This window comes from Photobacterium sp. GB-210 (genome assembly GCF_003026075.1).
Lineage (GTDB): Bacteria > Pseudomonadota > Gammaproteobacteria > Enterobacterales > Vibrionaceae > Photobacterium.
Genome location: NZ_PYNU01000001.1, coordinates 239,919 through 255,038, shown reverse-complemented (window position 1 = coordinate 255,038; position 15,120 = coordinate 239,919). Strand labels below are relative to the sequence as shown.

General features: G+C 40.8%; 14 protein-coding genes. 6 read left to right on the top strand and 8 right to left on the bottom strand.

Going from position 1 to position 15,120, the window contains the following annotated elements; genetic code table 11:
• Window positions 1-14: 14 nt before the first annotated feature.
• Window positions 15-749, bottom strand: coding sequence for a hypothetical protein (locus C9J38_RS01315; protein WP_107205539.1), 735 nt, complete (start codon window positions 747-749; stop codon window positions 15-17).
• A gap of 67 nt (window positions 750-816) precedes the next feature.
• Here C9J38_RS01315 and C9J38_RS01310 point away from each other — a divergent pair, with 67 nt between their 5' ends.
• Window positions 817-1,128, top strand: coding sequence for an MGMT family protein (locus C9J38_RS01310; protein WP_107205538.1), 312 nt, complete (start codon window positions 817-819; stop codon window positions 1,126-1,128).
• A gap of 78 nt (window positions 1,129-1,206) precedes the next feature.
• Here the strand turns inward: C9J38_RS01310 and C9J38_RS01305 are convergent, their stop codons facing one another.
• The gene (locus tag C9J38_RS01305; protein ID WP_107205537.1) at window positions 1,207-1,629 is read right to left on the bottom strand and encodes a YbaY family lipoprotein; all 423 of its coding nucleotides are present in this window, start codon (window positions 1,627-1,629) and stop codon (window positions 1,207-1,209) included.
• Window positions 1,630-1,754: 125 nt separating this feature from the next.
• On the opposite strand from C9J38_RS01305, the gene tesB reads away from it, so the two are divergent.
• Window positions 1,755-2,612, top strand: a complete 858-nt coding sequence (gene tesB, locus C9J38_RS01300; protein WP_107205536.1) for an acyl-CoA thioesterase II — start codon at window positions 1,755-1,757, stop codon at window positions 2,610-2,612.
• Window positions 2,613-2,684: 72 nt separating this feature from the next.
• Here tesB and C9J38_RS01295 read toward each other — a convergent pair whose 3' ends face one another.
• Entirely contained in the window at window positions 2,685-3,146 is a 462-nt protein-coding gene (locus C9J38_RS01295; RefSeq protein WP_107205535.1) for an Lrp/AsnC family transcriptional regulator, read from the bottom strand.
• A 161-nt stretch (window positions 3,147-3,307) separates the two neighbouring features.
• On the opposite strand from C9J38_RS01295, the gene C9J38_RS01290 reads away from it, so the two are divergent.
• On the top strand, window positions 3,308-4,378 hold the full coding sequence (locus C9J38_RS01290) for a PLP-dependent cysteine synthase family protein (RefSeq protein ID WP_045148102.1): 1,071 nt from the start codon (window positions 3,308-3,310) through the stop codon (window positions 4,376-4,378).
• A gap of 289 nt (window positions 4,379-4,667) precedes the next feature.
• On the top strand, window positions 4,668-5,363 hold the full coding sequence (queC, locus tag C9J38_RS01285) for a 7-cyano-7-deazaguanine synthase QueC (RefSeq protein ID WP_107205534.1): 696 nt from the start codon (window positions 4,668-4,670) through the stop codon (window positions 5,361-5,363).
• Between the two features lie 91 nt (window positions 5,364-5,454).
• Here queC and prmB read toward each other — a convergent pair whose 3' ends face one another.
• Window positions 5,455-6,387 (bottom strand): 50S ribosomal protein L3 N(5)-glutamine methyltransferase, encoded by a 933-nt coding sequence (prmB, locus tag C9J38_RS01280; protein WP_005370403.1) that lies wholly within the window; start codon window positions 6,385-6,387, stop codon window positions 5,455-5,457.
• Between the two features lie 53 nt (window positions 6,388-6,440).
• On the opposite strand from prmB, the gene smrB reads away from it, so the two are divergent.
• Window positions 6,441-6,971, top strand: coding sequence for an endonuclease SmrB (gene smrB, locus C9J38_RS01275; RefSeq protein WP_107205533.1), 531 nt, complete (start codon window positions 6,441-6,443; stop codon window positions 6,969-6,971).
• 57 nt (window positions 6,972-7,028) lie between these two features.
• Here smrB and C9J38_RS01270 read toward each other — a convergent pair whose 3' ends face one another.
• Window positions 7,029-7,391, bottom strand: coding sequence for a hypothetical protein (locus tag C9J38_RS01270; protein ID WP_233217609.1), 363 nt, complete (start codon window positions 7,389-7,391; stop codon window positions 7,029-7,031).
• Between the two features lie 37 nt (window positions 7,392-7,428).
• On the bottom strand, window positions 7,429-7,899 hold the full coding sequence (gene sixA / locus C9J38_RS01265) for a phosphohistidine phosphatase SixA (RefSeq protein WP_107205531.1): 471 nt from the start codon (window positions 7,897-7,899) through the stop codon (window positions 7,429-7,431).
• A gap of 339 nt (window positions 7,900-8,238) precedes the next feature.
• Here sixA and C9J38_RS01260 point away from each other — a divergent pair, with 339 nt between their 5' ends.
• The gene (locus tag C9J38_RS01260; protein WP_107205530.1) at window positions 8,239-11,004 is read left to right on the top strand and encodes an insulinase family protein; all 2,766 of its coding nucleotides are present in this window, start codon (window positions 8,239-8,241) and stop codon (window positions 11,002-11,004) included.
• Between the two features lie 192 nt (window positions 11,005-11,196).
• Here C9J38_RS01260 and fadJ read toward each other — a convergent pair whose 3' ends face one another.
• Together fadJ and fadI are read right to left on the bottom strand one after the other, a co-directional pair.
• The gene (gene fadJ, locus C9J38_RS01255) at window positions 11,197-13,317 is read right to left on the bottom strand and encodes a fatty acid oxidation complex subunit alpha FadJ (protein ID WP_107205529.1); all 2,121 of its coding nucleotides are present in this window, start codon (window positions 13,315-13,317) and stop codon (window positions 11,197-11,199) included.
• Window positions 13,317-14,627: an acetyl-CoA C-acyltransferase FadI gene (gene fadI / locus C9J38_RS01250; protein WP_107205528.1), complete on the bottom strand. Its 1,311-nt coding sequence runs from the start codon at window positions 14,625-14,627 to the stop codon at window positions 13,317-13,319. The genes fadJ and fadI overlap by 1 nt, the downstream gene beginning before the upstream one ends.
• Window positions 14,628-15,120 lie beyond the last annotated feature (493 nt).

The window sequence follows — 15,120 nt, the reverse complement described above, 5'->3', positions numbered from 1 at the left end:
TTGCTTCATTTAACTTACTCTTCTTCCTCGGGATCGTCTAATAAAGATTCACCAAGTAGCCCACCACCCAGTACCAGTAGCCAAGACACTAATATCGGATTAGCAACATCAAATTGCGGCATGATGACTAGCGTGGCAAAACCAACAGCAGGTAATACACAAGCCAATTTAGGGATCCATTCATCAAGATGTAATTTATTTAAAGACTGAAGTGCCGCAATAATACCGGTAACACTTAAAGCCAATAATGCAGCATGCTCCATGCCACCAACCCATAAGGGAACCACAAGTAAAAGCGGCCACCATGTATTGCCTTCAACAGGCCGCCAACTTCTAGCAGCAAACCAAATAATGGCAATACCAATAATTTGAATAATAGTCGCACCAATAGAGCCCGGCAGTTTACCCTCCGCTTGTAATGCCATTAAACCTGCATTCATGGCTAATACAATGGAGATCATCAATGAACCTAACTGCCAACATCCCTTAGGCGATGTGCAAATCATCAAAATCGGTAACATCATAAATAAGCTGACAGACAACGCGACTGGTTGTTCTGGCAATACATAACCAAATACACCTAGTCCAAACAATAATAGCCATGCCGCAACACCGCCCTGAGGTAGCAGCCATAATGCTGGGATCGCAAGGGCAAGAATAGGTAACTCTCCCTGACTATGCGCCAAGGCATTAACCCCTAATACGGTCAATAATAAAGTGACAATGATTAGTAATGTTTTATACAACATGGCAACACCTCCTTGCGTTATCCTGTTGTTTAAGAAAAGATGGTTTTTTTTATCTCTAATTATAAATATGGACGATTTTTCTCAGCAAATCTACAGCCAAGTGCATCAAATACCTATTGGTAAAATATCGACTTATGGCGATATTGCAAAATTTTCAGGATTTCCTGGCTATGCACGTCAAGTAGGCCGCTTACTCTCGAACCTTCCCCAAGGTTCAGCGTTGCCTTGGCACCGTGTTATTAATAGCCAAGGAAAGATCTCAATATGTGATAACGGTAGAGCTCGCCAAATAGCAGCATTGCGTAATGAAGGGATTATTGTGACGGAACAAGGACGAGTAAGCCTTAAAACATACCGTTGGGATGGGTACCCTGAATAGCAAAATGCCCGACTATCTTATTCAATCATAATAAATAGAATAAATCGGGCATTACTAATATTGTATAAAACGATTGGATTACACTTTCACCAATGGAATATCTAGGTGTGTGGTTTTTAACGGTTCAATGCTTAAATCTACTGTTGATTGATTACTGAACAATACTTCATCATTGATTTCAATCTTAGCAATAACACGATATGAGGTATCTGGCTTTAATTTACTTTTCACATAATTCAACGTGAAAGAAACAGGTGGCTGTTCACCTTCAGCTAAAAATGAATGTTGGCTGATAACTTTACTCGCACTATGATCAGCTTGAGTAGACTGTTCAACCAATGACACTATAATGCGTGCATTATTCGGTAACACTACACGCTCACGATAACTTACTGTTCCACTTAATGTTCCAACATCATTATCGGTCGGCATCAAGTTAGTACAAGCCGTGATCACTAATGCCGCAATCAAAACCCCAAACCATGCAAAAGAATTTTTCATATTCTTCTCTATTAATCCCTAATCTATATTGCTATAAAGCTCAAATATAATAAAACCAATCCAATCTCTATTTGAACTTGATTTCCCTAAATCGTACTGATAGTAACATAATTAATGGTGCTTAGATGAGTAAAGAACTGAATGAACTTCTCAATCTTCTACAATTAGAACAACTTGAGCTTGATCTTTTCAGAGGTCAAAGTGAAAACCTTGGCCTACCGCAAGTATATGGTGGACAAGTGATTGGGCAGTCCTTATCCGCAGCTAAGCAAACGGTTGAAAAAGAACGCTACTTACACTCCTTTCATAGCTACTTTTTACGCCCTGGTAATTCTGAAAAGCCAATTATATATGATGTAGAAAAACTACGTGATGGTAAAAGCTTTAGTACTCGTCGTGTAAAAGCAATTCAGAATGGTGAGCCTATTTTTTTCTTAACGGCTTCATACCAAGCCAATGAAGAAGGGTTTAACCACCAATCAACAATGCCCAATGTAGTAGGGCCTGAAGGTTTAGCATCTGAAACTCAACTTGTTGATGCCATTGCGCAATATCTACCACCTAAAATAGTGGAAAACTTTGGTAAGAAACGCCCAGTTGAAGTGCGTCCAGTAACTATTATTAATCCATTAAAGCCAACCATTGCTGAGCCTAAACAATATTTATGGATTAAAGCCAATGGCACAATGCCTGAAGATCTTAATATCCATCACTACCTATTGGCGTATGCATCTGATTGGGGATTTCTTGTCACATCAATGCATCCACATGGTGTGACGTTATTTAGCCCGAATATGCAAGTAGCAACCATTGACCATTCAATGTGGTTTCACCGTCCATTTAAGATGGATGAATGGCTGCTTTATGCTATTGATAGCCCATCAGCAAGTGGCTCTCGCGGTATTGTTCGTGGTGAGATTTATAACCAAAAAGGCGAACTTGTTGCATCGGCAGTACAAGAAGGCTTGATCCGTCAACGATAAACTTATCGGCTGAAGGTTAACGCAATCAAGGCAGCCACTAGTAATAAATAGTGGCTGCCTTGATTATATAGCCTATACAGGTAATGCCGTAGTGTACTTAAGGGGTTCCATTGCAAATGTCGATGTTACATTCGTCAGTCCCTCAATGCTGTTCACCAATTTCTTATAAAACAGATCAAAAGCCTGCATATCTGCTACTTGTACTTTCATCATGTAATCATAATCCCCCGCCATACGGTAAAATTCCATGACTTCTGGGAACTCTTCAACCGTATGAACAAAACCGTTATACCACTCTTTAGAATGATTACTGGTTTTAATCTGTACAAATGCTATAAAAGATAATCCTAGTTTTGCCGCATCTAATAGCGCAACACGTTGACGTAATATGCCATCTTCTTCTAAACGCTTTAGCCTTTTCCAGCATGGCGTGGTCGTTAAATTAACAGCTTCTGCTAATTCAGATAACGCTAGCGTTGCGTCTTGTTGCAACAAACGCAGTAATGTTCTATCTACAGCATCTAAACTTGACATCCCATACCACCAATAAGCAATTAAGTAGAAATATTTTCTAAATTTTATCGTTTTTTTGCAAAACAAAGCAAAGACTTTTCTCTGTAACTTGGTAATATAATTGTTAAGCAGTCAACATAAATACAACAATAATAATAAAATCAATACAGTGGAGTCACGCTATGACACAACAACTAAACAATCAATGGGTTAATAACGCCATTCGTAAAATTGATGCTGATTATCAACGCTCAGCAGACACCCACTTAATTAAATTAGAGTTACCTAGCCTAGACGGTATTGATATTTATCTTAAAGATGAAAGCACGCATCCAACCGGAAGCTTAAAGCACCGTCTTGCTCGTTCGTTATTCCTATATGCTTTATGTAACGGTTGGATTAAAGAAGGTACACCGATCATTGAATCATCATCAGGTAGTACCGCCGTTTCTGAAGCATATTTTGCACGTTTACTTGGGTTACCATTTATTGCTGTCGTGCCACGTAAAACAGCGTGTAAAAAAATAGAACAAATTAAATTTTATGGTGGTAGCGCCCATTTTGTTGACTCTCCTGCTGCAATTTATGACGAATCTCGCCGTTTAGCAAAAGAGTTAAATGGTCATTACATGGATCAATTTACCTATGCTGAACGTGCCACCGACTGGCGTGGTAATAACAACATCGCTAACAGTATTTTTGATCAAATGAAGTTAGAGCGCTTCCCTATCCCAAGTTGGATTGTAATGAGCCCTGGTACTGGTGGGACATCAGCAACAATTGGTCGTTATATTCGTTACCAAATGCAACCAACACAACTGTGTGTGGTTGACCCAGAGAACTCAGTATTCCACGACTACTTTATGCAACGTGATAATACGATTACTGGCAACACAGGCAGCCGTATTGAAGGTATTGGTCGTCCTCGAGTTGAGCCAAGCTTTATTCCTGATGTGATTAATGAAATGCGTAAGATCCCAGATGCGGCAAGTGTTGCCACTGTTCACTGGTTAGAAAAAATTATTGGTCGTAAAGCCGGTGCATCAACAGGTACAAACCTATTTGGTGTATTGCAAATCGCGGCTGAAATGAAACAACGAGGCGAAACAGGCTCTATCGTTACGCTATTGTGTGATAGTGGCGAGCGTTACCTCGACACCTACTACAACCCTGAATGGATCAGCGAAAATATTGGCGATTTATCAGCATATACCGAACAGTTAGAACAATTGGAAAAATTCGGTCAATGGTAAGTATCACGCTTCAATGAACAACCCCTTGGGGAGGTTAGCCACAGCGCCTCCCCCCTCTATTAAACTTTGTGTCTGTGTACGTTGAACGTTGATAAACCAAGTACTGCCTTAACTTGGATAATCTTTAAACGCGATACGTTATTTTGCCGTACTTTATGTACGGCTTTTTTTCGTCTATTACATCTAAAACTTTGCAGCGGACAACAGCTGAGTTAGCATAGATAGACGTTCTAAAGAATGTCTATCTACCGACTGTTTCTCGGTAATTTTTCAAAAAAGGAACACCTATATGTCAAAAGCAGTTGTTGTTTTCAGTGGCGGTCAAGATTCGACTACGTGCCTTATTCAAGCTCTGGCGCATTACGATGAAGTGCACTGTATTACATTTGATTATGGTCAACGCCATAAATTAGAGATTGAAGTGGCAGAAGCTATTGCCAAAGATCTTGGCGTAACAGCACATAAAGTAATGGATGTCGGCCTATTAAATGAATTAGCCATTAGTTCACTAACACGTGACAATATTGCTGTCTCTCATGAACTACAAGAAAACGGATTACCGAACTCCTTTGTTCCTGGTCGTAATATTCTATTTTTAACCTTGGCTGGTATTTACGCCTACCAAATTGGTGCTGAAACCGTTATCACCGGTGTATGTGAAACTGACTTTTCTGGCTACCCTGATTGCCGTGATGAATTTGTTAAATCATTAAACCAATCATTAGTACTCGGGATGGATCGCCCATTAACGATTGCAACACCATTAATGTGGCTAAATAAAGCAGAAACATGGGCGCTAGCAGATCAATACCAAAAACTAGACTATGTTCGTGAAAAAACACTGACTTGCTATAACGGTATTATTGGTGACGGTTGTGGTGATTGCCCATCTTGTGATTTACGTCGTGCAGGACTTACTGATTACTTAGATCATAAAACCACTGTGATGAATGCTCTGAAAGCAAAGCAAGCGCAGCAAGCATAATAACCACTGAGTGACCTATAAAAACGGCATGATGGTACAGAGAAAGTAACCATCATGCCGTTTTTCTTAATCGTGTTTAACTACGCTTTAATTAGTCGCGAAAAGCCGCAAAATCATCTGCACAATCAACAAGCTGATCACGTGTTAACAAAAACACACCATGACCACCATTTTCAAACTCTAACCAGGTGAATGGAATATGCGGATATTGATCTTCCATGTGGATCATGGAGTTACCCACTTCACAGATCAAGAAGCCATCATCTTTTAGGTAATCGGGTGCATTGGCTAAAATACGACGCACTAAATCTAAACCATCAAACCCTGCCGCAAGACCGAGTTCAGGCTCGTGACGGAATTCATCTGGTAGACTATCCATATCTTCTTGATCCACATACGGTGGATTAGACACGATAAAGTCGTACTTATCTTTTGGTACATCACGAAGCAAATCAGAACGAAGTGGGATCACTTGTTGCTCTAAGCCGTGATCAGCGATATTCTGCTCAGCAACAGCCAGTGCCTCAGGTGAAATATCAACGATATCCACTTCTGCTTCTGGGAACATGTGCGCACACGCAATACCAATACAACCACTACCCGTACATAAGTCCATAATACGTGTAGGCTCTTGGTTTAAAAGTGGCTCAAAACGGTTTTCAATCAATTCGCCAATCGGAGAACGTGGAATAAGAACACGCTCATCAACGAAGAATTCCATACCACAGAAATAAGCAATATTTGTTAGGTATGATACGGGTGTACGATCGTCGATACGGCGAATAACGCGCTCAACAATACTCTGACGCTCACTACGAGTTAAACGAGAATCTCGAACTTCAGGTGGAACATCTAACGGTAAATACAATGTAGGAAGAACAAGCTGAACCGCTTCATCCCACGCATTATCGGTACCGTGACCATAAAATAGACCTGCGGCATTGAAACGACTTACCGTCCAACGTAACATGTCTTGCAATGTATGAAGTTCGTTGACAGCTTCGTCGACAAAAATCTTATCCAAAATAGCCTCCGAAAAACGCGACATTACCGCTATATAGTTGTTGGAATTTCATTATGAGTAAAAAAGATCCAAACCTTGATGAAGAGATGGCTCTCTTCAAAGATGCGATAAAAGGCGTAAAAAAGTTTTCGCATGATACCATAATCACGCCACGCAAACAGACTACAAAAGCTGATAAAGCAAAAGTCATGGGCAAAGAAAGTCAAAACCATGAATTTTATTTCTCAGATGAATTTGAGCCTCATCTTAATGAAAATGGCCCTGTGCAATATGCACGCGACGGCGTTTCTAAGTATGAAGTAAAAAAGTTACGTCGGGGTGTTTACGTACCTGACATTTATTTAGATATGCACGGTATGACGCAACAAGAAGCCAAGCGAGAACTCGCCGCTATGATTGCAGCCTGTATAAAAGAGAATGTGTCTTGTGCCTGTGTAATGCACGGTATTGGAAAGCATATTTTGAAACAAAAAGCGCCGATGTGGTTGGCACAACATCCAGATGTACTCGCTTTTCACCAAGCTCCCCTTGAATTTGGTGGGAATGGCGCACTACTCGTGCTTATCGAAATACCTGAAAGATAAAAGAACATCGAGTAAGCAAAACGCGCATCGCAATATCACTTACTCGGTTGTCCTATTTTAATAGCTTGGTTTTACTATATGTCCAACCTTCACTACTTTACCGTGATTAAATAGCGTCACTTCTCCAGTGGCGCATATTTTTAAACGTCGTTTAATCACGGTTTCATCGTAAAAGTATTCACAGTCATCATTTCGTGCACTATCAATACGCGCAAAAATACGAATAGGCCCTTCACCGATCGCATTGGAATAATTAGCAAAGGTTAATGTGCTTCCCGTACTCGATACATGCATGCCTTCTTTTCGTCCATCTGACCACTTGATCATACCATTTGCTGAAATACGAACAGGCTCAGCGGTAGAAGCGCAGCCCATTAGCAATATCGAAGTGAGAAAAGAAATTAACGATACTCTTACCATAACCAGCACTTACCTATTGTCCGTCATCAAAGCCATATTATTGTGGTACGTTTTGCCAAACCAATTCTGCATTATCCATGTCAGGATCGTAATCAATAGCAGCAATGGCCGAAGTACTAAACATAGGGGGCTGTATGCCTGCCACCAACTCTGAGGTTAAATATCCCACCAGAGGTAGATGTGAAACTAATAGAACCGATTGTGGCTTTTCAACCCCAATCATTGCTTTTAAATAATCGACTACCGTTACAGCATCACCATAAGGGGTGATCTCATCACTCACTTGAACATTTGCAACACCCGGTAATACACTTTCCATACATTGCCATGTTTGTTGCGCGCGTAAATACGTACTCACCAGTACAGTGTCTAATGGTTGATTTAATTGCTGGGCTAGCATTTCCGCCATCTGTTTTGATTGGCGTGAACCGCGCTCTGTCAACGGGCGCTCTGCATCACTCGCCGCAAAATTTTCAGCTTCACCGTGACGCATAATATAAATTCGCATAAGTTTCCGTTTCTCTTCGTTAAACAGGTCGTTCAATGAGTTGTGATAATGAGGCTTATTTTATTACTAATTGACATGCTAATGCATTTTTTTCAACGTATCTCTCTATCATGCTAGCAACTCCCTTTCATATCGCATACTCCTTACGCAAATTTGATAACGAATCCGTGACAAGGTTAGCCAACCTGAACAAATCATTTATTAAAATAGGATTAAGCCTTGACGTTGGGTTTTCATATCACGCTCATAACTACGTAAATAAAGTTAACTATCAGTTTGCCAGTCTGTGTATTGGAGGTCATAATTGATCCAATTCTCCTTTAAAAATAGGCTCTTCCTGTGCATATAAGCCCAAATGATCACAAGCAGTATCGCTATCTTACTTTAGCGAATGAACTACGCGTATTGCTGGTTCATGATGCTGAAGCGCCTCGCTCCGCTGCTGCCTTATCCGTCGAAATTGGTCATTTTGACGATCCTCTTGATCGTCAAGGTATGGCGCACTTTCTCGAACATATGCTGTTTTTAGGTACTGAAAAATATCCGCGTGTTGGGGAATTTCAAACCTTTATCAATCGCAGTGGCGGCAGTAACAATGCATGGACTGGAACAGAAAACACGACGTTTTTCTTTGAAGTCAGCCCCCATGCTTTTAAAGAAGGATTAGATCGTTTTGGGCAGTTTTTCACTGCACCATTATTTAATGAAGAAGCCGTTGATAAAGAAAGACAAGCTGTTGATTCTGAATATAAATTAAAAATAAAAGATGATGTCCGCCGTCTTTATCAAGTACAAAAAGAAACCATTAACCCAGAGCACCCTTTTGCTAAGTTTTCAGTCGGTGATCTTACGACACTAGACGATCGTGATGGCAAATCTGTACGGGATGATTTAATAGCTTTTTACCATCAACATTATTCAGCGGATGCGATGGGTCTCGTCTTATTAGGCCCCCAACCATTAGATGAATTAGAACAATTCACGAATGACTTTTTTAGCCATATTCCAAAAACAGATGTTGTAAAAACACCGCTTACTACGCCGTTTGTGACCGAAAAACAACAACAACAATTTATTCAAATTGAACCAATTAAAGAACTACGAAAGTTAACGCTGTCATTTTCTTTGCCGTGTGTAGATGAGTTTTATACCGCGAAACCCTTATCTTATATTGCCCATTTACTAGGCAATGAAGGTCAAGGTAGTTTGATGTCAGTTCTCAAAAAACGGGGTTTTATTAATACCTTAACCGCCGGTGGCGGCGTTAGCGGCAGTAATTTCAGAGAATTTACCGTAGGTTTGAATTTAACGCCGAAAGGTCAAGATCACATTGACGAGATAGTCACTAGCGTTTTTCAGTGCCTTAAACTCATTAAGCTACATGGCTTAGCTCAATGGCGACAACAAGAGAAGAAAGCTGTACTTGAAATGGCTTTCCGCTATCAAGAAAAAAGCCGTCCATTAGATACTGTCAGTTATTTGGTTTTAAACCTGTTGCATTATAAACCGGAAGATATCATCTACGGTGATTATATGATGGAGCAATACGATCATACCTTAATCGAGCAGATCTTAGATTACCTTGAGCCGACCAATATGCGATTAACCTTGGTTGCTCAAGGTGGCCATTATGATCGCACAGCACAATGGTATGACACGCCTTACTCAGTAACACCATTTACCGCGGAACAAAAAGCGTTATGGCAAGATATTGAACTGGATCCTGAGTTAACACTACCCGAGCGCAATATATATCTTTGTGATAATTTTGAGCCTTTACCACTTGAACCTGGCTCAGAATTACCTCCTCAGTTAATTCAAGATTTACCTGGGTTTCGTTTATGGCATAAACAAGAACATGATTTCCGCGTACCTAAAGGTATAGTTTATGTTGCCATTGATAGCCCGCATGCGGTGAGTTCACCACGTAATATCGTAAAAACTCGCCTATGTGTTGAAATGCTATTAGAAGCGATAAATGAGACCGCTTATCCCGCTGAGATTGCAGGTATGTCGTATAATCTTTATGCTCACCAAGGGGGAGTGACGCTTCAGTTATCAGGCTTTAGTGAAAAACAACCTTTGCTTATGACGCTGATACTTGAGCGCTTTGCTGGGCGAAAATTTGATAAAGATCGCTTTACCAATATCAAAGCACAAATGCTACGTAATTGGCGTAACGCAGCTGAAGATAAACCAATTTCACAATTGTTTAATCAGCTAACAGGATTACTACAACCCAATAATCCGCCCTACCCTGTCATGATTGAAGCGTTAGAATCAATCGAGTTAGATGAGCTACCAAGCTTTGTTGATGAAATGTTCGCAGAGCTTCATATTGATGCCTTTGTGTATGGCAATTGGCTTAAAAAAGATGCGTTAGCATTAGCTGAAATATTAAAAGATGCATTCCGAGTGACTGACCAACTTTATGGTGAATCACAACGTCCGCTGGTACATTTAGACAATGCGGGTACATTAACGTATGAGTTAGATTGTAATCATGAAGATTCAGCAATCTTAATGTATTACCAATCTCAGGAAACCACACCTGAGCAAATTGCGATTTATACGTTAGCTAATCATTTAATGTCGACCACGTTCTTCCATGAGTTACGCACAAAACAACAACTGGGTTATATGGTAGGAACGGCCAATCTACCGCTTAATCGTCATCCAGGGTTGATCTTATATATTCAATCACCTGTTGCCGATCCAAGTTACTTATCAGAGGCAATTGATGATTTTACCAATGCTTTTGCACTTGTATTGCTCGAATTGAATGAAGCGCAATGGCAAGACAGTAAGCAAGGTTTAATTGCTCAAATTTCAGAGCCAGATACTAATTTACGATCTCGTGCTCAACGGTTTTGGGTAAGTATCGGCAATAAAGATGAAACGTTCCAACAACGTCAGCGTGTTGTTGATGCGCTTAAACAATTAGATCGTGTAGATATGATCAAATTTGTTGTTGATACCATTAAACCAAGAACAGCGAATAGATTAGTCATGTATTACAAAGGCAAAGCGCATAGTGATTACGCACCTTTAGAGATAGGTCAACCAATTGAATCAGTGACAGAATTTCAAGATAATGCTTATTAAGCTGGCATGACTCGTCTAACAATTAAGACGACCGTCTACATAACGAGCCATATTTACAAATAAGTGTTAAATATGGCTTTTTGTCTATTGTCATTCGTTGTGTATAACATTTATTAAGAGCATTAAGGCTTTATTGAATAGCAAAAAAAACCGATGGCCTAAGCTCATCGGTTTTTTTCATTAATCTATTGGCTAATAGAACGTTTTCTCTTCTTTGGCCATATCAAGTAATCGCTCGCACGGTTTAAAACGATCACCATACTTATCTGTGTACTCGTTTAGCATATCAACAACACGCGTTATCCCAATATGATCCATATAACGGAATGGCCCGCCTAGGAACGGTGGGAAGCCGATACCGAAAATAGCGCCAATATCGCCATCTCTTGCCGAACGGATCACACCTTCATCTAAACACCTTGCAGCTTCATTCAGCATCATTAAACTACAACGAACCGCGATTTCAGTTTCAGATTCTTTAATCTTTGGTTCCAACTCAAGAAGCTTATAAACCGACTTATCGACTTCTTTTTTCTTGGTATTATAACGATAAAAACCTTTACCGCTTTTACGTCCCTTGCGATTATCCTTCAGCAATAAATCAAACACATCTGGTGCTTCAAATCGTTCACCGAGTTCAGCTAACAGAATAGGACTTATCTTCGCGCCGATATCAACACCAACTTCATCCAATAATGTGATTGGCCCAACAGGGAAACCAAAGTTAAGTAAAGCTGTATCTATATGTTCAATCGGCTCACCACTAAGAAGTACGCGTGCCGCTTCATTCATATAAGGCGCTAGTATACGATTAACATAGAAGCCTGCTTTATCACCGACCACTATCGGGGTTTTACCTTGTTTTTTCGCCAAGGCTACAACCGTTGCAATCGTCTCTTCTGACGTTGCACTCCCTGTTTCCGTGCCTTGATGTGGAATTACCTCAACCAATGGCATTTTTTCTACAGGACTAAAATAGTGAAGACCAACAACATTCTCAGGATGCTCTGCCGCTTGTGCTATTTGATTGATCGGCAATGAGGATGTATTCGTGGCAAAAATTGTGGTTGGTTTTGCATGCTCTTCAACATCTTTTACCATTTGATGTTTGAGCGCTAAATCTTCAAATACCGCTTCAATCACGACATCGGCCTGATTAAAGCCAGTAAAATCAGTCCCACCTGTTATCGTTAGCATTTGTTTTTGTAATGTGGCTTTCGAGATAATTTTACGCTTACGTTTTTTCTCAAGTAGCTTGAAATTGTACGCTAGCGCATTTTGGATACCATCATTACTAATATCTTTGATCCGTACCGGATAACCTGCTTTCGTTGCTGTAACATGACTAATACCGCCGCCCATTAAACCGCCACCCAATACAGCGACTCGTTCGACAGTTAATGGCTCTGCCTCTGAACCCGTTTCTTTTTTCATTGCTGTTGTGGCAAAAAAGATACTACGAAGCGCGGCGGATTCCGGTGACATCACCAATTCACCAAATACTTTAGCCTCTTGTTCTAACCCTTTTTCCATCCCATGCTGTAAACCATATTTCACAACTTCTAAAATGGCATCAACAGCAGGATAATTCCCACGTGTTTTCTCATGTGCTTTTTTCGCCGCTTGATCAAACACTACTGAGCGACCTAATGGATTTCCGCCCAATGCCCAATTTTGCATGGATGATTTGCGGCTAGGTTTTGGCGATAAAGCCATTTGCTCGGCAACATTTAATAAAATACTTTCAGGGACAACTTGATCAATCACCCCCAATTTCACTGCTTTTTTCGCGCGTAATTGCTTACCCGATAAAATCATGTCAAGCGCATTAGCTACGCCAATCAAACGAGGTAAACGCTGAGTACCGCCAGAGCCCGGGAGTAATCCCAACTGTACTTCTGGTAAACCTAATCGGGTTTTATCACCATCACTACAAACTCGGCTATGGCAAGCAAGAGCAAGCTCTAAGCCGCCCCCTAAACATGGGCCGTGAATCGCTGCAACCACATGAAAAGGCAGTTGCTCTAACTGTGAAAATAAAACCTGTCCTTTTACAGCTAAGGCTTGTGCCTCTTGTGCTGTTTCACAGGCTGACAACATGCGAATATCAGCGCCAGCGACAAAGTTATCAGGCTTACCTGAATAGACAACAAGCCCTTTAATATCAGAACGTGCTTTAAGCTCTGCGAGCACTGATGTTATTTGCTCTGAAAATTCAGCTTGTAAGGTGTTCATTTTCTCGTTTGGCACATCTATTTTTAGCCAAGCAACACCATTATCTTTGTACGATAAACTAAATGCAGATTGCGTCATTATTCAGCCTCCAAAATCATTGCCGCACCTAAACCACCAGCTGCACATGCCGTATTCAATGCAAAGCCACCACCACGACGTTTTAACTCACGCAAAGTTTGGGTGATCATACGTGCGCCTGTTGCTGCAAATGGATGCCCGTAAGCCAATGAGCCACCTAACACATTGAATTTATCCATATCAACTTCACCAATCGCATCAATACGGCCTAACTTTTCACGCGCAAACTTAGTAGAAGCAAACATTTTTAAATTTGCTAATGTTTGGGCAGCAAAAGCCTCATGCATGTCAATCAAGGTAAGATCAGATAAATTTAAACCTGCACGTTCCAGTGCAACAGGTGTCGCGTAAGAAGGTCCCATCAGCATATCGCTTTCAACCCCTATTGCGGAAAACGCGTAGGAACGAATATACCCTAATGGTGTTAGTCCTAATTCCTTAGCTCGCCCTTCTCGCATCATCAGTATTGCGGCTGCGCCATCCGTTAATGGGGTCGCATTTGCTGCTGTGACTGAGCCATATTTACGATCAAAGGCTGGTCGTAATTTGGCATAAGATTCAAGAGTCGATTCTTCACGAATGTTGTTATCTTTATCTATCCACTGGCGATAAGGTTGTGGGAATGCCGTCATCACTTCATCACGGATCAATCCATCTCGCCATGCTTGTGCCGCTAATGTGTGTGAACGGTGAGCCAATGCATCTTGCTCTTCACGACTAATACCATGTGTTTTTGCCATCTGCTCTGCGGTTTGTCCCATGCTCAATCCTGTTGAATATTCAGCAACGGCAGGCGGCACAGGCATTAAATCTTTCATGTTAAGCGAACTTAATAACTTAAGCCGTTTTGACATGGTTTTCGCCTTGCTAAGTGCAAGTAATGTAGCAGCCATTTTTTTACTTACGCCAATGGGTAATACCGATGATGAATCAGCACCACCTGCGATACCAATATCGATCGTGCCTGAAATAATACTTTCGGCAACATTCGCAGCGGCTTGAAAACTAGTGGCACAGGCACGGGTAACACTGTAAGCATCAGTATGAATGTTCATACCAGTACCCAATACAATCTCACGCGCGATATTTGGCGCTTCTGGCATTTGTACCACTTGCCCAAACACCACTTGATCAATAAGCATCGGATCAAAATCAAGCGTTTGTAGCATATCATTGACAACCAGCTTTCCGAGATCCAAAGCAGGAACACCATCGAAAGCGGTAGATTGACGAGCAAATGGAGTACGTAAACCGCTAACAACGGCAATACGTTCCCCTTGACGAGTAGTAAGATTTTGGAGACGTGTCATCGCAACTCCTTTTGATAATTTGGCTTACAGTAAGCCGTTTGGCACACCGTGCACTAGAGGTCAGACCTCACAATTGTAAGCCAAATGTTACCAAATTCAATCAAGTGTTTAAATTTAACGGAAGAAGTGTCAAAGATTGTGATCTATCCTCTCAGTTTTAAAACGATATTAAGCGGAAAAATGCAGATAATTAGAGAGAGAATTAGAAAAGATGTAAAAATAGAGGTCAACAAAGATAAAAAGGCAAAAAAAAACCATACCTTATAAGGTATGGTCATAATTCACGCGGAAAGCAATCTGCGTAATGAATAAGTCAATCAACATAAAGCTAATTGCAAATCAGGAAAACCTGATAGGAGAAAGTAAAGTCAGCCTTCAAAAGGAAGTTGTCATCTTGCTCAACAGATAGCATTACAATAGCCGGTTTTGCAACCCACCATCTCGCTATCAGATGACGCAGTCACTATAACGCGCTGCTGGAATCAAATTTTGA